The following is a 22,493-nucleotide window of genomic DNA, read 5'->3' as shown; positions in this document are numbered from 1 at the left end:
TTATGCTGAACAATTTGTCCAAAAATTCGGATTAAATTTGCAATCTACCTAATAACCAATTTTGAGAAAGAATCTTCAAAGATGCCTGTGGCTGCCATTATCGCTGACACCCAACTAAATTGATTGTTTTATGAAAATGACGCGACTGCCTTGGTGGTCGCGTCATTTGTTATATTGGTCATTATTTAATGAACATGTCGCTAAATAGGTGTTTAAAATCGTAGTGTATTATTCGGTTAATCAGTCTAATTAGGTTATGCTAGTTACCGGCTAAAAGTTTAGGCCAAATAAAAAAGTTGCGATTGAGTTTTGAACTCAATCGCAACTTTTTTTACTTAAATTTAACCATGGAAATAGCCATAGCTCCCTAAAATCACGAGTACGTACCCGGTGGCGATAATTAACGAGAATAACATCCCGCTCCCTTGCTTGAGACCGCGGGCTTTGCAGAAGTGCAAGCAGCCGCTGGTCAGTAACGCCAAGGTCAAGCCGATGAGCACGACGCTCAAAAACCGACCCCATTTACCGAGTAACGCACAACCGATCCCAACAAATGTAAACAATATTACCGCAATTAATCGTTGTTGTGTTGTCAGTTGTCGTTTCATAATTCATCCCACCAAAATTAGTTGACGCATTAAACGTTCTGCTAAGTGAAATTTTACCATTAATTTTACGACATTTCCACGCGATTTTGGCATCGTTACCGTTTTTTACGCTTGTTGGCGAGTTTGGTCAGGGGCATCGTTCGTTAAAACGTCATCGAAGGCGTGGAACTTTTCAATAATCGTGTTGGCTGAGTTTTGGAACTTGGCTTCTTCAGCCGCGGTCAACTTGAGCGTCGTGACACTTTCGATGCCGTCGTGGCCAACGATGGCAGGTTGACCAACATATGTACCGTACTTTTCACTGTACGCGGAAACGGGGCAAGCTAAACGGGCATTGGCAAAAACGGCTTCACTGAGTTTGACGGCGCACGTGGCGATGGCAAAACTCGTGTAACCTTTGCCAGAATGCACCGCCCAGCCACCATGGCGCGCTTCGGCTTCCAAGGCAGCTAAGTCTAAATGATGGGATGCCACCAAGTCCGTGATGGCGATGCCGTTGACTTGGACGGTTGACCACGCTGTGAATTGCGATTCACCGTGTTCACCGTAAACGTAGCCGCTAATATTTTTCGGGTCACAGTCGAAGATTTCGGCGACGACTTTTTGCATGCGGGCGGTATCCAGAAAAGTCCCAGTGCCAAAGACTTGTTCGCGGGATAAACCGGTCGCTCGTTGGAAATAGTGGGTGATGGCATCACATGGATTCATCGTGTCGATGGCCACGCCGTTGAAACCGGACGCCTTAACTTTCGGCGCAATATCTTGCACGATTTGTTTCGTGTATTCGAATTCGGCCCAGCGGTTACCAGAAGCGTGATCGAGCGCATGGATATTACCACTAGTAATGAATAAAATGTCCGTATCGGCCAATTCGTGATAATCATTGATCTTAATAATGGTCCGACTGTCCAAGCGAGCTTGGGCATCTTGGAGATCAAGTTGTTCGGCACGCGCTTTGCCGGCGTTAGTGTCGATTAAAATTAATTCGTCCGCGATTCCTTTACAAACTAACGTATAAGCAATGGTCGCGCCGACGTGACCGACCCCAATAATGGCATATTTTCGCATAAGCATAACCTCCAAATTTAATTATTAATATTAAAACTAATTATTTAATCGTATTTTAATTTAATGTTGGCTAGCTTACAGCGTTCGTTATGGCCTGTCAATTACTGAAATCGCTTTAACGCCGAGCTGGTAATTATCTTAAGCACCGAGCCCATGGCAGTCGAAATTCGCCGGTTGCCGGCTTAAGATAATTAAAAACGAAATTGATGTTAGAAAAAATAACGTATTAGCCGCAACAGTTATTAAATTAACGATGTTAACGGTGTCTTTGGGACTAAAAATGGGGTAATTATTAAAAAAATGTGGGCAACTCTCATAATTAATGTTATAATTTCTCACATCAAATGGTACAGATGGGGGTCGGAAGTATGAACGCTGCAAACTCAACATTTTTAGTGTTATCTAGCATATTGGTATTGTTCATGACGCCGGGTTTAGCTTTCTTTTACGGTGGTCTGGTGTCCAAACGCAACGTTGTTAATACAATGTTGTCCGTGTTTATGATTTGCGGCTTAGCGATTCTATTGTGGATTTTAGTCGGGTACTCACTATCATTTTCCGGTAATTTAGGTGGGGTGGTCGGGAATCTTAAAGCGGTGTGGTTACATGGCGTCGATTTGACTGCGTTGACCCCAACGAAAATTCCGAACGGCTTATATTTAATCTTTCAAATGATGTTTGCCATTATTACGCCGGCCTTATTTGTTGGGGCCGTCGTTGGTCGGATTCGCTTTAAATTCCTATTTACGTTCATTATTTGTTGGTCGATCTTAATTTATTATCCGATGGTGCACATGGTCTGGGATAACGGTATCTTGGCCAAACTCGGCGTGATTGACTTTGCCGGCGGGACGGTCGTGCATATCAATGCGGGGATTACCGCCTTAGTCTTATCGGCATTCCTCGGACCACGCCACACGTATGCTAAAGGTGAAACTCAGCATTACAATATTTTGTGGGTACTGCTCGGCACCGCAATCTTGTGGATTGGCTGGTATGGGTTCAACGCCGGTTCCGCGCTGGGCATGAATGATATTGCCATCCAAGCCTTCTTGACGACGACGGTCGCGACTGCCACTTCGATGATGACGTGGATGGTTATGGATATGATTACGAAAGGCAAGCCAACCTTGGTAGGGGTTTGTACCGGGACGTTGTGTGGTTTAGTTGGAATTACGCCCGCTTGTGGCTATGTGACTACCGCGGGGGCCTTCTGGATTGGTCTAGTGGCAACTTTAACGAGTTACGCGTTTATCAGTTTGCTCAAACCGCGCTTAGGGATTGATGACGCCTTGGATGCCTTTGGTTGCCATGGCGTTTCTGGCATGGTCGGCAGTATTTTAACGGGGTTGTTTGCGACCAAAGCTGTCAACAGTTCTATCAGTTTAAATGGGTTGTTCTACGGCGGTGGCTTCAAGTTATTCGGATTACAACTTTTAGCCACGGCATTTACGATTATCTTTACGACGGTTTTATGTGTCGTCATCATTGTGTTATTGAAACGCGTGATTAAGATGCGGGTCGATGCCAAAGAAGAAGAACTTGGTTTGGACCAAGGTGAACACGGCGAAGTCGCCGATTACACCGTTTCAATGAGTAATGATTTGACGGATATTCAACGGCACAGCAGTGAATTTCAAGGGCAATTAGCCCAGCTCCTGGACCGTCATCAGCGGTTTCGGTAGAGTGAGGCAAAAGGCGGTTAGTTTGCGAGCATTAACGTGGAATCAGCAATTATGCCCGGGCTTTGGGCATGGTTGCCGATTCCGGATTAAGCGGAACAAACTGCCTTTTGTCTCACGTTTCGGCCATAAAAATAGTAAAAACTAAATGGACGCTTGATAAAATTGAAATTTTATCAGGCGTCCATTTTTGAGTCATGTCTTTAGTGTCGATATTGGCGGAAAACTTTAACGGTAATTCCGATAAACAACAAACTAGCGACTAAGAGTAGTCCGGCCCGATAAATGACGGTTGGGGTCCAGCCGCGGGTTTGCAGCACTAGTTCGATAAATGAGTAGCTGGTAAAAATGGTGAGTCCTAGTAATAAATATAGTAATGGTAACTTTTTTCGCATACAATGTCCTCGTATCACTAACTTCACCAATAATTATAGGGGGTTACTCTGGTAAATCAATGCTTTTCGGTGCTTGACTGAGAATTGTCCCCAAAACAAAATAAATGATGCCAATCCCAGCTAACGTCCAAAACATGCCGGCATAACCAGCGAGTTCTACAAGGCCGCCTAAGACGACTGCCCCTAAGCCCATGCCGAGGTCATAGGCGTTTAAAAACATCCCGGTCGCCGTATCCCGATTAGCAATGGTGGTTTGTTTGAAGACCCAGGCTTGTAACGTGGGATAAATCGCGCCATCGGCCATACCAAAAAAGATGCCGGCCGTGATTAATAGCCAGTTGTGATTAATGATGGCCAGTAACGCCATGCCTAACGCTAACAGTAAGGTACTGATCATTAAAACGCGGCGCGGACCGTGTTGATCAAAGCTACGGCCGACACTCGGGCGAATGACGACGCCGGCCACGGCCGCGACGAAAAAGAACCACGAGATACCGGAAAGGTGTTGGCGTTGCGCATAAATTGGCGTAAACGTCATGACACCACTCATTAAGATGCCTAAGATAAAGACCAACCCAGCTTGTGGCAAAAATTGCCGGTCAAAAATCGGTGCTTTAGTTTTAACCGCAACGGGTTTCGGCCGTGGCGTGGTCGCGAAGATTGCGACCATCGCTGCTAATAAAATCCCAGTACAAGTCATGAAGAAGGCCGTGAATGAATAGTGTTGCACGATGGCTAAGGCGAGTAATGGCGCTAACGACGCGGTCACCATCGTACCGACCCCGAAGTAGCCCATCCCTTCACCGATTTTGTTAGCGGGCAATTCATCCGCCGCTGAAGTGGCAAAGTAAGTGGTAGTTAACCCGTGACCCAAACCATTGAACAAGCGCAAGGCCACTAATAACGTAAAACTGCTAAGTAAGGGATAACCAATTGCCGCAAGTAAGTATAAGAAAATACCACCGATTAAGAGCACTTTTTTACTGAAACGGTGGGAAAACCACGGTACCAGCAAGCGGGTAATCAAGGCCGCAAACATGATGGCGCCCACGATAATCCCAATTTGCGCCGGTGAAAAACCGAGCGCTTTACCGAAGAGTGGTAGGACCGGTACTTGCATGTTATAAACCATGAATAACAGGGCGTTGCCGATTAAAATCAAAATAAAATTACGGTGCCAATAAGTCGTGTTCATCACGATAACTCCTTTTTTTTACGGAAAACAAAAAACGACCAGATAAGATTGAATGCAATCTTATCTGGCCGTAACCCTCCGATACGCCACGCGTACCTTATCTAACTAAAAAGTCTTCCGATGTTATTTATTTGTTCTTTCCATTGTAGCGTAGCGTTTCAAAATTGACAATTGTTAATTTGAATGCCGCCAGTCGTCACGATGGTGGGCGCCGTGGGGCAGACCTGGCGCCAAAAAGCGGTCGCCAGGGCGCTTTTAAGCCCGGCCACAACCCATCGCCGGTCTTAAAAGGCGACCCCAATGAACTGGCGGAAAAATCACCACCAGCTCATTGCGACACGGCGCCTACCATCGTGACGACTGGCTAGTGAACGTTAAGCGCAGGCTAGGTAGGCTCAGTCATCTGCAGTGGGTGGTTAGTTAAAAAGCCGTTGAACTGTACCGGCCTCTCCATCACCTAAAATGGCATTCGTAACTAAATGGTCAAAGTACGAAGTTTCCACGACCCCGGCTAAAGTAGCAAACTGCTGATTTAGTAACGGTAACTCGTCGTAACTTGGAAAGTGACAGTCAATTAAGAAGTTACCGTTGTCAGTCAACGTCATACCATCGCGATTATTAGCGGTCCGTAAGGTAGGTTGACCACCATGGGCCGCGACCGTCCGCATGACTAAAGCTAGGGCGTGTGGTAAAACTTCGAGAACTAACGGCGTTTTCGTGTCGAATTTGTCCGCAACTAACCGGTCTTTTTGGGTTAGTAACCAGTATTGATCAGCCAACGTGGCAATGATTTTTTCATTGGCATGGATGCCGCCGCCACTCTTAAGGGCGTTGCCGTGGTGGTCGAGTTGGTCACAGCCATCAAAGGCGATGTCGACGCGGTCGCAATATTGTGAATCAATGACGGTATAGCCTAAAACAGTGGCCAATTGGTGCGTGGTTGGTGAAGGTGTCACGACTTGAATGTCATTGACATGGTTGGCGGCTTCGTTAACTAGTTCGGCAACGGTTGACCCGCCACCAAAGCCCACGACCATCCCTGGTTTAATTAGCGGTAAGGCGGTTTTGACGATTGCTTGTTTAATTCCCATTATTTGTCACTCCAAGTTTTTTATAAAGTATACTGGTCGATTATAGTTTTAGTTAGTAATAATCCTAATTGAATAAAAATCATGACTATGTAAACAACTTTATTAGCTAATCACACAGATTCACTATCAATTATGTAATAGTATTGGCCAATGGTTTAGTTTGACACCATTAAATATCATAGTGGAACACGTTCGAGCCGGAAGCTAGGGGGCATGGCGCTGTGAAAAGGTTCTTAGCGGGTGTTTCTCAGGCCGCTTAGAACCTGGGCCGTGTTGTGTGACCGGCGAACTTTGCCGGGCCCACAACCGCCTGGTGAGACCGCTTTTTGGCTCACCGGGGTCGCCCCACAGCGTCATCCCCCCTAGCTTCCGGCGGCAACCAAACCCAATCCACAACCCAATCATAGCATAAAGATTGCGTGATTAACTAACGTGGGGGCAGCGATAAATTCCGTTATTAATGACCAAACTGGGCAAGCTAATGGCGGGGGTAGCCGCGCCAGTTTTAAAATAGATTTGTATTAATGAGGTACCCGCGTGGTTGCGAGAGAAGGTACGGCAATGAAGAGAGCGAAAATTCGATTAGGTCTTGTGACTCTGACAGCAATGCTTGCTTTAAGTGCCAGTCCGGTCGCCCAGGCGTCCGCAACGCCGTTTGGCTATGATCGCTGGCCGCATCCACGGGTCACTTATGTTGTTAGTGGTTCTGCTTATTATCGTCGGGTTTTTCAGACGGCCATTCGAGCTTGGAATGCAACCGGTCAATTTAAGTTCGTCCCGGGATCGGCCGCCCATCATCAAGTCACGTTATCAACAAGTAATGCGACGAACGGACAGTATTATCATCTCGCGGGCATCACGTATTCGACCGCTGGTAGTAACGATATTTTCACGAAAGCGCGGGTCATCTTACTCAATCGCAATATGAACGCGTATCGGTATACCTATTGGAATCGCGTCCACGTTGCGGAACATGAGTTAGGCCATGTAATTGGTTTGGCCCACAGCCGTGATCATGCTAGTGTCATGCTAGCAAATAATCGTTACAACGGGATTAGTCATGCGGATGCCGCCGCGGTCCGGCAACGTTATCGCATTCGTGCTGGTAGGCTTTAAAATTTTGGCAAACACTGGGTACCACATTGATATGGTCGATGGATTGACCCCACTGATTGATGCAATCTGTCACCGTTACAGCTCCAGTCTTCGGATTGGGGCATTTTTGTGTTCAGCGGGGTCTTTTCCAAGATTGGTGGATTTGGAATTGCCGCAGTTGGCTGACCGTAATTCCATCGTCCTGGGACCGGTCCAAGCCTGAGAAGCGGTCTTGGCCCTCGCTTTTGAGCCTAAAAAGCAAGTCTCAAAAGACGTCCGTGGTGTAAACGGCCAAACAACGCCCGTTAACGCCACTTTCAGGACGATTCCATTACGGGCAGCCAACTGCTAAGTTACAGCTCAGTTTCTCAAAAATAAGGATATGAATTTGTGATTGAACCTTCTCAAGGGTGGTTGCTCTAATCAAAAGCTAGCCACTAATAACCGACTTTACTAAAGAATCCCCAAAGGTGTCGGCGGCTTCCATTGCTACTGACACACAATTGGATAGAGCTTGCCATCAGAAAACGACCACCAAAGTCCTGATTAATTGTTTTATCAGTGACTTGATTGTGGTGTGTAAGTTGGTTTGATTCTGGAAAGTTTTTTCAAAGTTGAGCCATTGTAGATGACTAATGATGCTAAGTCCGTTAGCGGTAGATTCACCACTGTATGGAAAGCCCCGTTCGGCGAAATCGACAAGAAACAGAATTGACACTCGTTTAAAATACTTCTAAACTAAAGTTAACAGTGTCGGTAAGCGCTGACACTATTATTTGCGTCAACAAGAAATTGAAGTTTAGAATTTTAAGGGGATGTCATGATGGCAAAGAAAGTCTATACTGATTATTTTTTTGATGAACCAGCATATAATACACACGATGGGGGCTACATTCCGTTAACGACGCCTAAGATTGCGCCACAACCACTGGTAATTCCACCGTTGTTGGAACCAGATAAGCAAACGGCGACCGACGATTATTACACCGTCGAAGCCCAAGCGAGCGAAACCCAATTTTTACCTGGCAAGAAGACTAAGACTTGGGGTTACAATACCGGGTTTTTAGGTAAAACGATTGTCTTTCGTAATGGGAAACATACGCATATTGATTTGAAGAATGCCTTACCTGAATTGACCACGTTCCATTGGCATGGCTTAAACGTGCCGGGGCCAATTACGGATGGCGGCTGTCATGCGCCCGTTTATCCTGGCAAAACGAATCATATCGACTTTGATGTCGACCAACCAGCGGCAACGATTTGGCTCCATGCCCATCCATGCCCATCGACGGCGCTCCAAGTATGGCGGGGCCTAGCTGCCATGGTCTTGATCAAAGATGACGTGGAAGACCAATTACCATTACCACGTAATTATGGTGTGGATGATATTCCAATGGTGTTACAAGACCGTGAATTCCACGAAGATAATCAATTTGACTATCGGGCGGATTACGATCCCGATGGTGTTCAAGGCCATACTGCTTTAGTTAATGGGACCGTCAATCCATACTTTGACGTGACCACGCAACGCGTGCGCTTACGGATTTTAGACGGGTCCAACCGGCGTGAATGGCGCTTACACTTTGATGACGGGTTGACCTTTGCCCAAGTTGGTTCCGATGGCGGCATTATGCCGGCCCCCGTTTACATGGATAAAGTCATGTTGACTTGTGCGGAACGTGACGAATTAGTCGTTGATTTCGGCAAGTACCAACCCGGTGATGAAGTGACGTTAATGACCGATGATACGCCATTATGCCACTTCCGCATCAAAGCTTTTGAACCCGATGATACCCAATTACCTGACCATTTAGTTGATATCGAAGACCCGACACCGACCCCTGGTTTGCCGGTCCGGAAGATCACAATGGATGGGATGGACGAAGAAGTTGCCATGGATGGCAAGAAGTTCGACATGCAACGCATCGATGCCCGGCAAAAGGTTAATGATGTGGCCATTTGGGAAATTCGCAACACGAATAGTACTAAAAATGGGATGGTCCATCCATTCCACGTTCACGGCACACAATTCCAAGTTTTGGCCCGCAATGATGGTCCCGTTTACCCTAACGAACATGGCTTGAAAGATACGGTCGGGGTCAACCCTGGTGAAACCGTGCGGATTAAAGTCCAATTCAAATTAACTGGGGTTTACATGTACCATTGCCACATTATCGAACACGAAGATGGTGGTATGATGGCCCAAATCGAATCCTATGATCCGGACCATCCTAAGACGTATCATTTAATGGATATGGATACGTTAACGAAAGCTTTCGCGGAAGAACAAGGCGTTAAACCTGAAGATGTTTGGATGCCTGGGATGTAGTTAAGCGTTATTGAAGTTAAAAAATTAAAAGACTGGATGATGAAAATTTAATGTTTTCGTCATCCAGTCTTTTCGTGTTTTTTGGCCAATTAGTTAAGGTTGATTTGATGTTGCAAGTCGATCATTTCTAGGACGCTTTCGGCGCAGTCCGCGCCCTTGTTGCCACCTTTAACGCCGGCCCGGTTAACGGCTTGTTCGACCGTATCCGTCGTTAAGACGCCAAACATCGTTGGTAAGTTTTGTTGCAAGCCAACTTGGGCGACGCCTTTGGCCACTTCATTGCAAACGTAGTCGTAGTGGGAAGTCTCGCCGCGAATGACCGCGCCTAAGGCAATTAAGCCGGCGTACTGCTTAGTTTGGGCTAAATTTTGCAATGCTAAGGGAATCTCAAAAGCTCCCGGGACCCACGCAATATCGATTTGATTGCTGGTTAGGCCATGGCGTTCTAAGCTATCTTGGGCCCCGGCGAGTAAACGTTCGGTGACGAAATTGTTAAAACGCGCCACGACGATGCCGATTTTGCCGTCCGTTGCTTGATAGTTACCACTAAAGGTTGTCATATGAATCCCTCCGAAATTTAAATTGATTGGGTGATGTGATGATGAAATTTGTCGCGTTTGGTTTGCAAATAACGCTGGTCACTGGCGGTTGCTGGTACTTCTAAGGGCACCCGTTCAACCACTTCCATGCCGGCCGCGGTTAATTGGGCGACCTTGTCAGGATTATTGGTCATGAGTCGAATTTTGGTCAGGCCTAATTGGCGTAACATTAAGACAGCTTGGTCGTAACGGCGCGCGTCGGGTTGAAAGCCCAATTTAACGTTTGCGTCATACGTATCGTAACCTTGTTCTTGGAGCTGATAGGCGCGTAATTTGTTAGCCAAGCCAATGCCACGGCCCTCTTGGCGCAAATATAATAAGACGCCGCGCCCGACTTGGTTCAGCTGATCTAAAGCGGCTTGTAATTGTTGACCGCAATCACACCGTTGCGACCCGAAGACGTCACCAGTTAGACATTCAGAATGCAAGCGCACTAAAACCGGTTCATCAGTTGAAATGTCGCCAATTTGCAAGGCCAATGGGAGTTGGTCATCCCCCGGCAGTTGCATGCCCGTGAGTTGAAAATGGCCGTGACTGGTCGGCAAGTCAACGGTGGGGGTCGTGGTTAAGGTTGGCCGGTCGACTTGTAATCGGTAGTTAACGATATCAGTGACAGTAATCATCGGAATCTCCAAGCCTTCCGCTAAGGCCTTCAAGTCGCGGCGTCGTGCCATCGTGCCGTTTTTCTTAATGATTTCACAAATGTAAGCGACGGGGCTACTGCCGGCCAGGCGCGCCAAGTCGACGGCGGCTTCGGTATGTCCGCGGCGGGTAAAAACGCCCCCGGACCGGGCAATCAATGGAAAAATATGTCCGGGATGATAAAAGTCACCCGGCTGACTTTTATCATCAGCTAAGGCCCGAATCGTTTTAGCACGGTCCGGGGCGGAAATCCCGGTAGTGGTACTTTGATGGTCAGTTGAAACCGTAAAGGCCGTCCCAAAAGCATCGTGACTAGTCGTCATTGGGGTTAAGTGCAACCGGTCGGCCACGCTGGGAGCCAGCGGGACGCAGAGCAGGCCGCGGGCGCTAGTAATCATGCGATTGACGGTGGCGGGAGTGACTTCACTGGCCAGACCAACTAAGTCACCTTCCGCTTCGCGACTTTCATCATCCGCCACGATAATGAGGCCGCCAGCTTTTAAAGCCGCGAGGGCGGTTGAAACTTTGGTTAAAGTAGTCATTAGGAAAAACCTCCTGATAATTGCGATTGTTTAGTCATATATTTGCCTAAAATATCCGTTTCAATATTAACGGCGTCACCAATTTTTAGTTGGGTTAAGTTAGTCGTCTGTTGCGAATGTGGAATCAAATCAATTTCGAAACTTGTGGCTTGAACGGTGACGACCGTCAAGCTCACGCCGTTGACCGCTACGGACCCTTTTTCAACGAGTTGTGATTGATAGGCAGCTGGCAAACTGAAAAAGAGTTTGATGGCCGTTTGGTCGTGGCGTTGGCGCAGTAACGTCCCTTGGTAATCGACATGGCCTAAGACAAAATGGCCATCTAACCGGCCATTAGCAGCCAAGGCCCGTTCCAAATTAACGCTTTGGCCAGGCCGCAGTTGACCAAGATTGGTGCGCGTCACACTTTCGGGCATGACATTGACCGTGAAGGCGGGGGTTGCCAGTGCCACTACCGTTAGACAAGCGCCGTTGACGGCCACGCTGTCGCCCAGCTTTAAAGCGGTCGTAATAATCGGGGCCGCAGTAATGGTTAAGTTAAGCGCCCGGCCGACATGTTGTAAGTGGTTAAGCGTACCTTGATTTTGAATAATACCGGTAAACATTATTGCGCCTCTTTTCGTTGTAGACAGAGTTTTAAGTTATCACCAAAAACGGTCACTTGCGGCGTCGTAAAGGTCAACGGACTTGCTGCGGCTACCCCAGTAACCGTGGGTAAGCCTTGTCCGCCGAATACCGTTGGCGCCAAGTAGATGATTAATTCATCAACCAGCTCGGCAGCCACAAAGTCAGCCTGCAAGTGGCTACCACCTTCAACGAGTAGGGATTGCCAGCCGTTTCGTGCGCACCATGCGCTGACCTTAGCTGGCGTCCAGTCGGCGATGCAGACGTGCACGTTCGGCTGAGCCGATAATTGCGCATCACTGGCTGCGGCTTGCCGACAAAGTAAATAAGTCGGGACCGTTGAAGGTTGCGTTAGCTTAGTGTTTACGGCCGCAGTACTATTGTTCAGCAAAACTAGGCGGACCGGTGGATGCGCCAGTGTCGTTAACCGTACCGTCAATTGTGGATCGTCAATGGTCAAGGTCTGCTCACCAATCAAAATCGCCTGAAAGTGTTGGCGGACGTGTTGGCTGTCGATGTAGCTGGCATGATTGGAAATGAGACTCCGCTGACCACGCTGAGCCGTGAGTTTGCCATCTAAAGTCATGGCATATTTTAAAGTAATCCACGGGCGTTGATGGAGATAAAACCAGTCATAGTGGCGATTCAACGTTGCCACGGTCGCTGCTAAACAGCCCGTTTCAACGGTAATCCCATGGCTTTGTAAGTAGTCGCGACCGTGGCCGGTCACTAGCGGATGCGGGTCTAATTGACCAATAACGACTTTTTGTAAACCCGCGGCGGCGATGCGCCGACAACACGGTGGCGTTTTACCGAAGTGGCTACATGGTTCTAAAGTCACGTATAAGGTCGCGCCACGGAGTTGTGCGGCGGTTAATTGTTGCATGGCATCCACTTCGGCATGCGCACCGCCGAAGTAATGGTGATAGCCCGTCGCTAAAACTTGGCCGTCTTTGACGATAACCGCACCAACTTGCGGGTTGGTATAAGTTGCTGGGCCGCCACGTTTGGCAGCTGCCACGGCTAATGACATATAATCACTTGCTAACAAAATAATTGGCACCTCCATAAAAAAACACCCGTCATCTTGAAGATTAACGGGTGTTTGATGAGTTGCTAAATAGATTTCGCCAGTTAGGTACACTAAAAAGAATCATCGCTGATTAAAAAATTAGTGACCACTGCTCGAAAAAAAGCAATTTACTTTCTTCTCCCATCCTGACTTTACAGTCGGTTCCAGACTCTCACTGGATCAGCCGCACGCACGCGGGTCACGGACTTCAATGCTAGGCATTGTTACCGTCGGTCGGGAATTACACCCTGCCCCGAAGAAATCGTATTTAGTTTTCGAGGACTAGTTTAGCGATAATCAATTTAGTTTGTCAAACATTATTTTGAATTTGACTAATTCATAATTGGAAATTCTGTTAACTTTTATACTGTTTCGTTATACTTGATATAAATAGTTGAGGGTAAAAAGGGGAGCGAGCAACATGCAAATTGCAGCAAATATTATGGTCATCTTGGTGGCCTTGGAACATTTCTTTATTTTATGGTTGGAAATGTTTAACGCCGATAGTGATATGGCGGCGCAAGCATTTGGCGTCCCGCGGAAATTATTACAAATGCCGGAAGTTCAGACGTTATTTAAAAATCAAGGCTTGTATAATGGTTTTCTAGCGGTGGGGTTAATCTTTGCCATCTGGGTCGTCCCAGCAGCTGCTGCGGGTGGCGTAACGATGTTCTTCTTAGCCTGCATTTTAGTAGCCGCCGTTTACGGTAGTGCCACTGCTAGCAAACAGATTATCGTGGTCCAAGGGCTACCCGCATTAATCGCGTTTATATTGGTCTACTTGGCGTAAAGCTAGGACTGACAAGGCATCCAAGCGGGTGTCTTTTTTGTTGGGATAAAATGAAAAGCGCTTCCAAAAACACTATTTTTTTAGGAGTAAACGCTGTAAAATGTAAACAGTAAACAAAACAGGAGGTAAACACCATGGTTAGTATTCGTGATATTGCCCGGATGGCGTCGGTCTCACCGGCGAGCGTCTCGCGCATCTTAAATAACGACCCCAACTTTAGTATTAACGACAATACGCGCCAACGGGTCATCGACATTGCCAATCGGATGCACTATTCCAAAGAAGCCAGTAAAAAAGGGCCGCGGTATGCTCATAATAGCTTGAGCATCGGGCTGATTTTGCGGCATACGCAAGCAACGGAATTGCAAGATCCGTATTTCCGCGAGATTCATCAAGGGATTGAACAAGAAGCAGCGCGCTGGCGGATTCGCGTCATTAATCCGTTTGGCATGCGCGATACGGATAAGGATTGGGAGCAGTTACGCCAATTCGGGGCCGTCATTATGGTCGGTGAGATGACCGAAGCGGGCGTCGCCAAAGTGCAGAGCTACAATCAAAACGTCATCTTGGTAGATAGTTATGGTCACCATCCGGATGTCGACATGATTAAGACCGACTTTGCCGAAAAAACGCAAGAAATCATGAACTTGTTGTATCGGTATGGGCATCGCAATATTGCCTTTATTGGCGGGCCCAATAGTGTCGTCAAACCCGATGGTAGCGCGGTACGTAATGACCGCGAGATTCGCGCCAACAGTTACCGTATTTGGATGAAACTACATGATTTAGATGGCTTAACGCGTTGTCGTATCGGCAAGTGGTCACCGGAAGCCGGTATGCAATTAACGACGGAATTACTCGCTGAACCGCATCATCCGACGGCGATTGTCGTGGCCAGTGATCCCATGGCGATGGGTGTTTACAAAGCAATCAGTAACGCCGGTTTGAAGATTCCGGACGATATTTCAGTCGTGAGTTTTGATGATGTGGAGATGAACCAATATTTAGTCCCCGCTTTGTCGAGTGTCCGCATGGAAGCCCAAGAGATGGGCCGGACCGCGGTCAAGCTGGCCCGTGACCGGATGATTGAACCCCACAAGCTCGTTTTGAACGTCAGTTGCCGAAGTAAATTAATGCTGCGAGAATCCGTGAAAAAACTTAACTAAAAGTTTTTTTTTATTTTTACTTGTGTAAACGTTTACTAAACAAATAAGATAATCTTGTAAGCGTTTACGAGTAAAAATGATAGGGGATTATGACAGTGAAAAAACTAGGATCGGGCTTTCAAGATAAAATTGCCTCGGCTTCACAAGTTATTGGGAATAATCGCTACCTTTTGAGTTTACGGGATGGCTTTATGGTCGCCTTTCCGGCAACGATGTTTGGGTCGATTATGGTCATTTTACAAAATTTACCAACGACGTTTGGCTTCGACAAGATGGTACCAAAGGCGTTTAACACCTTTTTAACGGATTTCTTTGGACCGGTCAGCAATGCCACGATGTCGATTACTGCTATTTTTATTGTTTTTGGGATTGCATACCAATTAGCGGGGCACTACGGCCAACAAAAGATTTTCGCCGGCGCCATCGCGTTATCTAGTTTCATTATGTTATTACCAGTCGGCAACGACGCCAAAGCTGGAGCCTTCATTCCGATTTCTAAACTCGGGGCGCAAGGGATGTTCGTCGGGATTATTGTTGCGATAATTTCAACTGAAATTTATTGCAAGATCAGTGCTGCTAACATCACGATTAAAATGCCAAGTTCGGTGCCACCAATGATTGCTGAATCATTCGTTGCCATCATTCCCGGGGCTGCACCATTGCTATTATTCAACATTATTCGTTACGGTTTTACCTTTACGAAGTGGGGCAACGCGGTCGACTTTGTTTACGAAATTTTACAACAACCATTGATGGGCTTAGGGAGCACCTTGCCAGCCGTCTTAATCGCCGTTGCTTTAACGCAAATCTTCTGGTGGTTCGGGATTCATGGGACCTTGTTAGTTAACTCGATCATCGACCCAATCATGGGCGCCTTAGCCATTCAAAACTACGAAGCTTACAAAGCTGGCGCGACTCATTTACCACATATCATCAACACCACTTTCATGGGCGTGTTCGTTAACCAAGGGATGCAACTAGGCTGTGCGATTGTCTTTGCCTTCTTCCTCGCCAAATCAGTACGGATGAAGAAGACGATGAAGATGGTCTTTGCCCCTGCCATCTTTAACGTTTCTGAACCAATGACTTATGGGTTACCAATCGTGTTAAACCCGGTTCTCTTTATTCCATGGGTCTTAGCACCATTAGTTTCCACCACGTTGTCATACGTCGTTATCGCGATGGGCTTAGTACCACGGCCAATCGGAGCGACCGTTGTTTGGACGACGCCCGTCTTCTTAGCGGGTTGGCTTGGGACTGGTTCCATTACCGGGGGGATTTTACAATTAGTCGACGTGGTCGTTATGACCTTAATCTGGATTCCATTCTTGAAAGCCATGGATAAAGAATGGCTACATGAAGAATTGGAACCGACACCAGATGATTTAACCGAATAAAAAAATGAATTTTGATGATGTTTACGGAGTTAATAAATAGGCAGGTGAGTTGAATGCGAACAGATACCTTATGTTATAAATATCGTTTCCATGCGACGAAAGAGGCCATCTATCGGGTCTTAGTCGCGGAACAATTGAAGTATTTCCAACGGACGGATCCCGCCATTAAAGCGTTAAGTCCGGGAACTAAAATCAAAGCCCATTTACAAACAAAAATGAATAAATTACCGACGCAAGATTATATGGAAGTCACGAAAATCGTCGAAAATGAGGCGTTTCAATTAGAAACCCAACAGCCGGCCGGCAAAATCATTCAGACGTTTGAGTTCACCAAAAATCGGCGCGGGGAAGACATCTTGGCCTATTCCGAACAAAATGTCTTTGACAATACGCGTAGTCAAACGAACTTTATGTTGTTCGGGCTCCTCTACAAGTTCTTTTACAATCGAGGAATGCGCAAACGAATGCAATATTTGGACGACTTAGCCCAAACCACGGTGGCCTAATTTTGAAGCTGAAAGAACTCATGACTTAGGTTATGAGTTCTTTGTTGGCTTAAAGCGGAGGAGAATCATTTCATGCTTGATTTAAAAACAACAACAATGATTGACTGTCTCGATGACCAAGTCTTTCACTTACACAATGCGCAAGTCAGCTACGTGCTGGCAGTCATGCCCAATGGCCAACTAGGTCAGCTATACTACGGTGCGACCTTGGGGAATCTGACGGATGCCGATGTCACTTATTTACAAACGCAAGCGAGCAAGTCAGCGGGGACGGTCAAATATTCGACTAAAACGGGCAACTTTAACTTGTCTGACCGGGCGCAAGCTTATCCAGTTTACGGCAGCTCAGATTTTCGGCAAGGTGCGATAGATATTAGTTGTGACCAGACGCCGTGGTATTTGGATTTTCAAGTGACCGACTATACAGTGCGGGACACCAAGCCGCGTGATTTGGCGCATCCCGCCACGTATGCGGTCGGTAATCAAGAAGCCCAAACGTTGATCGTCACGTTGACCGACACAGCCCATCAAGTCCAATTGACGGAAAACTTCACGATTTTTAACGGATACGGTGCGATTGCCCGCCAAAATACGGTCACGAACTTAGGCCCACAAGCCATAACCGTGCAAAACATGATGAGTGCGGCCTTGGAATTACCGGATGATGACTTTCAGATGGTCAGTTTATCGGGGGCGTGGTTGAAAGAACGGCACGTGACTTATCACAACTTGACGCAAGGGACCGTTACCGTGGAATCGCTAAAAGGCGCATCCAGTCATCAACAAAATCCGTTCGTCGCGTTGATGCGCAGCCAAGACTTAGACTACGGGGAAGTGTATGCCAGCAACTTGATTTATTCCGGCAACTTTGTGAGCCGGGTGGAAGTCAATGAATGGCATAAAACACGGTTAATGACCGGGTTGAACCCCAACTACTTCGGTTGGCAACTCGCGGCTAATGAAAGCTTCACCACGCCTGAAGCGGTGCTCTATTATAGCAATGCCGGCGTGAACGGCTTGATGGCAACGACGCATGGCTTGGCCCAACACCATATCGCCGACCGGCAATGGGCCCAACGCCCACGGCCGATTGTGCTCAATAACTGGGAAGCCACGTATTTTAATTTTGATGAAGATAAGTTATTAGCACTAGCGCAACAGGGCCAACAACTCGGCGTGGAATGCTTTGTCGTCGATGACGGCTGGTTTGGCCATCGTGATGATGACCGGACGTCCTTGGGCGATTGGCGCGTAGATCGCCGCAAGTTCCCGAATGGGATGGGGGCTTTTGCGCAAAAAATCCACGACTTAGGTTTACAAATGGGCTTGTGGTTTGAACCAGAAATGGTGTCACCAGATGCGCCGATTTATCAAGACCATCCCGACTGGGTCGTCCGCCATCCTTACGAACGCACGGCCATTGGGCGGGGGCAGTACGTCCTCGACTTTGCTAATCCAGCCGTGGTTGACGCCATCTATGCCCAGATGAAACCAGTGATTGCGGCCGCGAAGCTTGATTATATGAAATGGGACATGAACCGCAATATTACCGAAGCGTATTCGCCATATTTGGTGGCGCACGGGCGGCCACAAACCGAGTTCTTCCATCGGTACATGTTAGGCGTCTATCACTTATATGACTTGATTTTGAGTGATTTTCCAGACTTGCTCATTGAAGGTTGTGCCGGCGGTGGCGGGCGTTATGACTTGGGGATGCTCTTTTATAGCCCCCAAATGTGGCCCAGTGATGACAGTGACGCGGTCGAACGCTTGTCGATTTTAACGGGTTCGGCGTTAGCCTATCCGTTATCAGCATTTAGTAACCACGTTTCAGCGGTACCAAACGACCAAGTGGGGCGCAACACGCCGTTAACGATGCGGCACAGTGTCGCCGACTTTGGCCCGCTCGGTTATGAATTGGATATCACACAGTTGCCGGCGGAAGAATTAGCGGCGATGCAGGCCAACATTGCTTTTTATAAGCAACACCGGACGTTATTAACGACCGGCCAATTCCGGCAATTAAAGACGATTGACCCGCAAGAAAATGAAGTCGCGTGGAGTGTCAGTGATGCCACGCAAAAGGAACTTTTTGTCGGCTTTTACCGTAAGCTAGCCCAACCGAATACGGGTGTCTTAAATTATGTCCGGTTGCCGCAAGTGGACCCGCATAAACAGTATCAAATTGATGACTCGGAAATTGTCAGTGGCGCTGTTTTGCAACACTTGGGCTTACGCGAACCGTACCAATTCAATGGGGCCAACGCCGATACCGCGCAATTACGCGGTGATTTTCAAGCGCACTTGTTCCATCTGGTCGCGGTCGATTAAGGAGGCAAAGCATGGCTGATTTGATTAATAGTACTGGCTTTTTACATGGTGGCGACTACAATCCCGACCAGTGGCTCAAACATCCAGAAATTTTAGCGCAAGATTATGCGCTAATGGACCAAGCCCATATTAATACCGTCACAGTCGGCGTGTTTTCGTGGGCGTTGCTAGAACCGACCGAAGGGAGCTATAACTTTGCGTGGTTGGACTACGTTTTTGAAAAGATGAATGAACGCCACGGCCACGTGATTTTAGCGACACCGAGTGGAGCGCGGCCGCACTGGCTGAGTCAAACGTATCCCGAAGTCAACCGCGTCGATGACCACGGCCAGCGCCATACGCACGGCTTTCGGCATAATCACTGTTATTCGTCGCCAGTGTATCGCGAAAAAGTCCGTCAAATCGATACGGCCTTAGCCAAACGCTATGGCAATAATCCGGCGTTAATCATGTGGCATATTTCCAATGAATTTTCGGGAGCCTGTTATTGTGACCTATGCCAAGCTAATTGGCGGTCATGGCTGCAACGGAAGTATCAGACGCTCGCTGCGTTGAACGATGCGTGGTGTTTAAGTGTGTGGAGTGGCTTGTATAGTGATTGGTCACAAGTCTTGCCGCCGTCTCCGCTTGGTGAAACGAAAGTCCATGGAATGGATCTCGATTGGAAACGGTTTGTGACCGACATGACGATTGATTTTTATGGTGCGGAAGTCGCCGCCGTGAAAGCGGTGACGCCCGAGTTGCCGTGCACGACGAATTTTATGGCGGAAGCCTCACCACAAGAAGGGTTCACCCCGCTGATTGGGTTGGATTACGCCAAGTTTGCGCGGCATGTCGATGTCGTGAGCTGGGACAGTTACCCGGCTTGGCATAATGAACATGAAAGTATTGCTGAGACCGCGATGCAGACGGCTTATATCCATGACCAATATTGGAGTTTGAAGCAACAACCATTCTTAGTGATGGAATCGACCCCGAGTTTTGTGAACTGGGCCCAATACAATAAGCCCAAACAACCTGGCATGCACTTACTGAGTAGCTTACAACAAATCGCGCACGGTTCCGACAGTACGCTGTATTTTCAGATTCGCCAAGCTTGGGGGAACTCGGAAAAGTATCATGGTGCCGTGATTGGTCATGATGGTTCGGCGGATAATCGCGTATTTCAAGAAGTCGCCCAATATGGCGGCCAATTGGAAAAATTAGCGGCCATTAAAGGAGCCACGAAAAAAGTCCGCGTCGCTATTGTGTTCGACTGGGATAGTAACTGGGCCTTGAATCGTGGCGGCGGCTTCGGTCGGCCAACGCGCTTGGGGTTAAAAACGCTACAGAAGCACTATGCCATCTTTTGGCAACAAGATATTGCTTGTGACATTGTGCCTAGCACGGCGGACTTGACGCGCTATGATTTAGTTATCGCGCCGATGTTATATTTGATGCGACCAGCCACGATGACGAAGTTACAAGCGTACGTGGCACAAGGCGGGACGTTAGTGTCCAGTTACTTTACCGGGATGGTCGATGAATACGACCGCGTTAATCTCGGCGGTTTGCCAGCCCCGTTACGCGAACTCTTCGGGATTGAAACCCGCGAACTGGATACGTTGCTGCCGCACGAGCACTACCACGTGCAATACGACCAGCAGACGTATGCGACCCATGATTACGATGAAGTGATTACCGCAACTACTGCGACTGTTTTAGGCACGTACCAAGATAACTTTTATCAAGGGACCCCGGCTGTGACGGTGCAAGCTACCGGTGCTGGGTACGCCTATTATTTGGGAGCGCGACTGGATACCGAGTTCTTAACGGAGTTCTATGCGCCCATCATTGCAAAATTAAAATTGGCCAATGATTTTGTAACGACGCCATCTGAAGTGGTCTCTTGCCAGACCCGCTACAAAAATGGGCAGGCGTACCATTTCTTGATGAATTTTTCGACGACGCCCCAAACGGTTGAACTCCAGCGACCGAGTCGGAACTTATTGACTGACGAAGCGGTTGGCCGGACGATTACGTTGCCGAAGTTTGGCACGGCCGTCTTACAAGCATAACTAAAAAAGCGTTGACCTTATAATTGGTCAACGCTTTTTTGAGTTGGTTTAAAGTAATGATAGCTGTAAGCAATCCCTAAGAAAAAGATGGCCGCCAGTAAAGCAGTCAGGGGAAGCTTGGCAAACATCGTGGTTGGTAAAACCAGCGCCAACAATGGAAAGGCATACGCCGCTGGTAATTTGACATGTAAGATTTGGAGCCAAACGAAGACGAGTGGTAAGGCAATCAAGGTGGTCAATAACCATGAAGCAAACCAGATATGAATGCCAACGCCAATCGTGGCCGCGCCACTCAAAGCTAAAACGTGTTTGATGGCCATGTTTTTGCCGTACTTTGGTTGTTGCAATACTTCAAAAAAGACAACTAATACCGGCGGAATTGCTGCCATTTCTGGCTTGCCGAGTGCCCAGACGAGTAACGACCAGCCGGCGACGGCGAGACTAAAAATTAACCACGTATGGGTGAATAACGGGCGCGTCTCAGGTAAATCGACATGGAGTTGGCGCCCTAAGACGACGGCCATCAATAAGAACGTAAAGATGAAGATAGCGACAATAAATGACCAGTGGGTGGCGTCCACGATAATCGGCAGGAGCCCCGTTGCAAAGGCGGGCGCTAAGGTTGAGCGCAGACCTTTAAGTAACCCGAGCATCAAGGCCACGGTCACGAGGACTTTGACCGGGTAAGCCCAATTGAATTGATTAACGATAAAGCCAAGGACGGCGGTGCCAGAGGGGGCGAGAAATATTTTAAGCGGGTGGGCCAGCCAGTTTTGATCGTGGTAGATCCACAGCCCCGCGGTCAGTGCCCCGATTTCTGGTAATATAATTTCATAATCATTCAGCCAAGTAGCGCTTGCGACCATCAATAAAACAAACGCAAATCCAATTAGATAGTCACGCCGAGTTTGTCGGGATAAATGCATGCTAAGAAACGCTCCTTTATATAATAAAACGATAGAATAAAATTCCAAAACGATATACATCGTAACACACCGGTTGTCTTAATGAGGAATTTTAGCCTAGCGTTGAAAATATTGTCATAAATTGGTGCATGCAGTTGATTGGGGGAGAATGATAATGGACCAGGCGTCATTGGCAGTGATTGCGGCGCGGGTCTGTTACACTGAGTTAGTTTTTGCGCGGGTGAATAAAAAGTTAGCGACAACTTTGACAACCACTGAAGTTAAAGCAATGGTGCAACAGATTCTTAACGATTCATCTTCGCAATTAGTGAAACGTGGTTAATAAAAGGTAGATTGCAAATTTAATCCGAATTTTTGGACAAATTGTTCAGCATAACC

Annotated in this window: 20 protein-coding genes and 1 riboswitch; of the genes, 10 read left to right on the top strand and 10 right to left on the bottom strand. The window is 47.5% G+C overall.

Annotation, left to right across the window (positions count from 1 at the left end):
- Positions 1 to 341: 341 nt before the first annotated feature.
- On the bottom strand, positions 342 to 608 hold the full coding sequence (locus DY78_RS13520; RefSeq protein WP_024625636.1) for a hypothetical protein: 267 nt from the start codon (positions 606 to 608) through the stop codon (positions 342 to 344).
- A 105-nt stretch (positions 609 to 713) separates the two neighbouring features.
- Positions 714 to 1,676, bottom strand: coding sequence for an L-lactate dehydrogenase (locus DY78_RS13515; protein ID WP_024625637.1), 963 nt, complete (start codon positions 1,674 to 1,676; stop codon positions 714 to 716).
- A gap of 368 nt (positions 1,677 to 2,044) precedes the next feature.
- Between DY78_RS13515 and DY78_RS13510 the strand changes: the two genes are divergently transcribed.
- A complete protein-coding gene (locus DY78_RS13510) occupies positions 2,045 to 3,361 on the top strand; it encodes an ammonium transporter (protein ID WP_024625638.1) in 1,317 nt (438 codons plus the stop codon).
- 200 nt (positions 3,362 to 3,561) lie between these two features.
- Here DY78_RS13510 and DY78_RS13505 read toward each other — a convergent pair whose 3' ends face one another.
- The 3 genes from DY78_RS13505 to rpiA form a co-directional block, all read right to left on the bottom strand.
- Positions 3,562 to 3,753, bottom strand: a complete 192-nt coding sequence (locus DY78_RS13505) for a hypothetical protein (RefSeq protein WP_024625639.1) — start codon at positions 3,751 to 3,753, stop codon at positions 3,562 to 3,564.
- A gap of 43 nt (positions 3,754 to 3,796) precedes the next feature.
- Entirely contained in the window at positions 3,797 to 4,948 is a 1,152-nt protein-coding gene (locus DY78_RS13500; protein WP_024625640.1) for an MFS transporter, read from the bottom strand.
- Positions 4,949 to 5,364: 416 nt separating this feature from the next.
- Positions 5,365 to 6,039 carry a ribose 5-phosphate isomerase A gene (gene rpiA, locus DY78_RS13490; RefSeq protein WP_024625641.1) on the bottom strand — a complete coding sequence of 225 codons (675 nt, stop codon included), beginning with the start codon at positions 6,037 to 6,039 and terminating at the stop codon, positions 5,365 to 5,367.
- A gap of 561 nt (positions 6,040 to 6,600) precedes the next feature.
- Between rpiA and DY78_RS13485 the strand changes: the two genes are divergently transcribed.
- Positions 6,601 to 7,155 carry a matrixin family metalloprotease gene (locus tag DY78_RS13485; RefSeq protein WP_024625642.1) on the top strand — a complete coding sequence of 185 codons (555 nt, stop codon included), beginning with the start codon at positions 6,601 to 6,603 and terminating at the stop codon, positions 7,153 to 7,155.
- 802 nt (positions 7,156 to 7,957) lie between these two features.
- The gene (locus tag DY78_RS13480) at positions 7,958 to 9,463 is read left to right on the top strand and encodes a multicopper oxidase family protein (RefSeq protein WP_024625643.1); all 1,506 of its coding nucleotides are present in this window, start codon (positions 7,958 to 7,960) and stop codon (positions 9,461 to 9,463) included.
- 89 nt (positions 9,464 to 9,552) lie between these two features.
- On the opposite strand, the gene ribH is transcribed toward DY78_RS13480, so the two are convergent.
- Genes ribH through ribD form a run of 4 tightly spaced genes read right to left on the bottom strand, consistent with a single transcriptional unit; the run spans position 9,553 to position 12,921 of the window.
- Positions 9,553 to 10,023 (bottom strand): 6,7-dimethyl-8-ribityllumazine synthase, encoded by a 471-nt coding sequence (gene ribH / locus DY78_RS13475; RefSeq protein ID WP_024625644.1) that lies wholly within the window; start codon positions 10,021 to 10,023, stop codon positions 9,553 to 9,555.
- 17 nt (positions 10,024 to 10,040) lie between these two features.
- Entirely contained in the window at positions 10,041 to 11,246 is a 1,206-nt protein-coding gene (ribA, locus tag DY78_RS13470; protein WP_024625645.1) for a GTP cyclohydrolase II, read from the bottom strand.
- The gene (locus DY78_RS13465) at positions 11,246 to 11,851 is read right to left on the bottom strand and encodes a riboflavin synthase (RefSeq protein ID WP_024625646.1); all 606 of its coding nucleotides are present in this window, start codon (positions 11,849 to 11,851) and stop codon (positions 11,246 to 11,248) included. Before DY78_RS13465 ends, ribA begins: the two co-directional genes overlap by 1 nt.
- Positions 11,851 to 12,921 (bottom strand): bifunctional diaminohydroxyphosphoribosylaminopyrimidine deaminase/5-amino-6-(5-phosphoribosylamino)uracil reductase RibD, encoded by a 1,071-nt coding sequence (ribD, locus tag DY78_RS13460; protein ID WP_024625647.1) that lies wholly within the window; start codon positions 12,919 to 12,921, stop codon positions 11,851 to 11,853. The genes DY78_RS13465 and ribD overlap by 1 nt, the downstream gene beginning before the upstream one ends.
- A gap of 150 nt (positions 12,922 to 13,071) precedes the next feature.
- Positions 13,072 to 13,207, bottom strand: a riboswitch (FMN riboswitch).
- Between the two features lie 156 nt (positions 13,208 to 13,363).
- Between ribD and DY78_RS13455 the strand changes: the two genes are divergently transcribed.
- The 6 genes from DY78_RS13455 to DY78_RS13430 all read left to right on the top strand — a co-directional run bounded on the left by DY78_RS13455 (position 13,364) and on the right by DY78_RS13430 (position 21,189).
- Positions 13,364 to 13,732, top strand: a complete 369-nt coding sequence (locus tag DY78_RS13455) for a DUF1304 domain-containing protein (RefSeq protein WP_024625648.1) — start codon at positions 13,364 to 13,366, stop codon at positions 13,730 to 13,732.
- Positions 13,733 to 13,866: 134 nt separating this feature from the next.
- A complete protein-coding gene (locus DY78_RS13450) occupies positions 13,867 to 14,898 on the top strand; it encodes a LacI family DNA-binding transcriptional regulator (RefSeq protein ID WP_024625649.1) in 1,032 nt (343 codons plus the stop codon).
- Between the two features lie 95 nt (positions 14,899 to 14,993).
- A complete protein-coding gene (locus tag DY78_RS13445; protein WP_024625650.1) occupies positions 14,994 to 16,295 on the top strand; it encodes a PTS sugar transporter subunit IIC in 1,302 nt (433 codons plus the stop codon).
- Positions 16,296 to 16,348: 53 nt separating this feature from the next.
- The gene (locus DY78_RS13440; RefSeq protein ID WP_024625651.1) at positions 16,349 to 16,801 is read left to right on the top strand and encodes a DUF3284 domain-containing protein; all 453 of its coding nucleotides are present in this window, start codon (positions 16,349 to 16,351) and stop codon (positions 16,799 to 16,801) included.
- 96 nt (positions 16,802 to 16,897) lie between these two features.
- Positions 16,898 to 19,132, top strand: coding sequence for an alpha-galactosidase (locus tag DY78_RS13435; RefSeq protein ID WP_024625652.1), 2,235 nt, complete (start codon positions 16,898 to 16,900; stop codon positions 19,130 to 19,132).
- A gap of 11 nt (positions 19,133 to 19,143) precedes the next feature.
- Positions 19,144 to 21,189 carry a beta-galactosidase gene (locus tag DY78_RS13430; RefSeq protein WP_024625653.1) on the top strand — a complete coding sequence of 682 codons (2,046 nt, stop codon included), beginning with the start codon at positions 19,144 to 19,146 and terminating at the stop codon, positions 21,187 to 21,189.
- Positions 21,190 to 21,206: 17 nt separating this feature from the next.
- Here the strand turns inward: DY78_RS13430 and DY78_RS13425 are convergent, their stop codons facing one another.
- Positions 21,207 to 22,115 (bottom strand): hypothetical protein, encoded by a 909-nt coding sequence (locus DY78_RS13425; protein WP_024625654.1) that lies wholly within the window; start codon positions 22,113 to 22,115, stop codon positions 21,207 to 21,209.
- A 154-nt stretch (positions 22,116 to 22,269) separates the two neighbouring features.
- On the opposite strand from DY78_RS13425, the gene DY78_RS15855 reads away from it, so the two are divergent.
- The gene (locus DY78_RS15855; protein WP_169817101.1) at positions 22,270 to 22,437 is read left to right on the top strand and encodes a DUF3781 domain-containing protein; all 168 of its coding nucleotides are present in this window, start codon (positions 22,270 to 22,272) and stop codon (positions 22,435 to 22,437) included.
- Positions 22,438 to 22,493 lie beyond the last annotated feature (56 nt).

This window comes from Lactiplantibacillus fabifermentans DSM 21115, assembly GCF_000498955.2.
GTDB lineage: Bacteria > Bacillota > Bacilli > Lactobacillales > Lactobacillaceae > Lactiplantibacillus > Lactiplantibacillus fabifermentans.
Note: the sequence above shows the minus strand (reverse complement) of the source record. Positions and strands in the feature narration are given on the sequence as shown.

What these genes read in the sequence shown, in the direction of transcription:
- DY78_RS13430 (WP_024625653.1), top strand. Translation starts at nt 19,144, where the DNA reads ATGGCTGATTTGATTAATAGTACTGGCTTTTTACATGGTGGCGACTAC.
- DY78_RS13450 (WP_024625649.1), top strand. Translation starts at nt 13,867, where the DNA reads ATGGTTAGTATTCGTGATATTGCCCGGATGGCGTCGGTCTCACCGGCG.
- DY78_RS15855 (WP_169817101.1), top strand. Translation starts at nt 22,270, where the DNA reads ATGGACCAGGCGTCATTGGCAGTGATTGCGGCGCGGGTCTGTTACACT.
- DY78_RS13485 (WP_024625642.1), top strand. Translation starts at nt 6,601, where the DNA reads ATGAAGAGAGCGAAAATTCGATTAGGTCTTGTGACTCTGACAGCAATG.
- DY78_RS13500 (WP_024625640.1), bottom strand. Translation starts at nt 4,948, where the DNA reads ATGAACACGACTTATTGGCACCGTAATTTTATTTTGATTTTAATCGGC.
- DY78_RS13510 (WP_024625638.1), top strand. Translation starts at nt 2,045, where the DNA reads ATGAACGCTGCAAACTCAACATTTTTAGTGTTATCTAGCATATTGGTA.
- DY78_RS13520 (WP_024625636.1), bottom strand. Translation starts at nt 608, where the DNA reads ATGAAACGACAACTGACAACACAACAACGATTAATTGCGGTAATATTG.
- DY78_RS13440 (WP_024625651.1), top strand. Translation starts at nt 16,349, where the DNA reads ATGCGAACAGATACCTTATGTTATAAATATCGTTTCCATGCGACGAAA.
- ribA (WP_024625645.1), bottom strand. Translation starts at nt 11,246, where the DNA reads ATGACTACTTTAACCAAAGTTTCAACCGCCCTCGCGGCTTTAAAAGCT.
- rpiA (WP_024625641.1), bottom strand. Translation starts at nt 6,039, where the DNA reads ATGGGAATTAAACAAGCAATCGTCAAAACCGCCTTACCGCTAATTAAA.
- DY78_RS13515 (WP_024625637.1), bottom strand. Translation starts at nt 1,676, where the DNA reads ATGCGAAAATATGCCATTATTGGGGTCGGTCACGTCGGCGCGACCATT.
- DY78_RS13480 (WP_024625643.1), top strand. Translation starts at nt 7,958, where the DNA reads ATGGCAAAGAAAGTCTATACTGATTATTTTTTTGATGAACCAGCATAT.
- DY78_RS13465 (WP_024625646.1), bottom strand. Translation starts at nt 11,851, where the DNA reads ATGTTTACCGGTATTATTCAAAATCAAGGTACGCTTAACCACTTACAA.
- ribH (WP_024625644.1), bottom strand. Translation starts at nt 10,023, where the DNA reads ATGACAACCTTTAGTGGTAACTATCAAGCAACGGACGGCAAAATCGGC.
- DY78_RS13435 (WP_024625652.1), top strand. Translation starts at nt 16,898, where the DNA reads ATGATTGACTGTCTCGATGACCAAGTCTTTCACTTACACAATGCGCAA.
- DY78_RS13455 (WP_024625648.1), top strand. Translation starts at nt 13,364, where the DNA reads ATGCAAATTGCAGCAAATATTATGGTCATCTTGGTGGCCTTGGAACAT.
- DY78_RS13425 (WP_024625654.1), bottom strand. Translation starts at nt 22,115, where the DNA reads ATGCATTTATCCCGACAAACTCGGCGTGACTATCTAATTGGATTTGCG.
- DY78_RS13505 (WP_024625639.1), bottom strand. Translation starts at nt 3,753, where the DNA reads ATGCGAAAAAAGTTACCATTACTATATTTATTACTAGGACTCACCATT.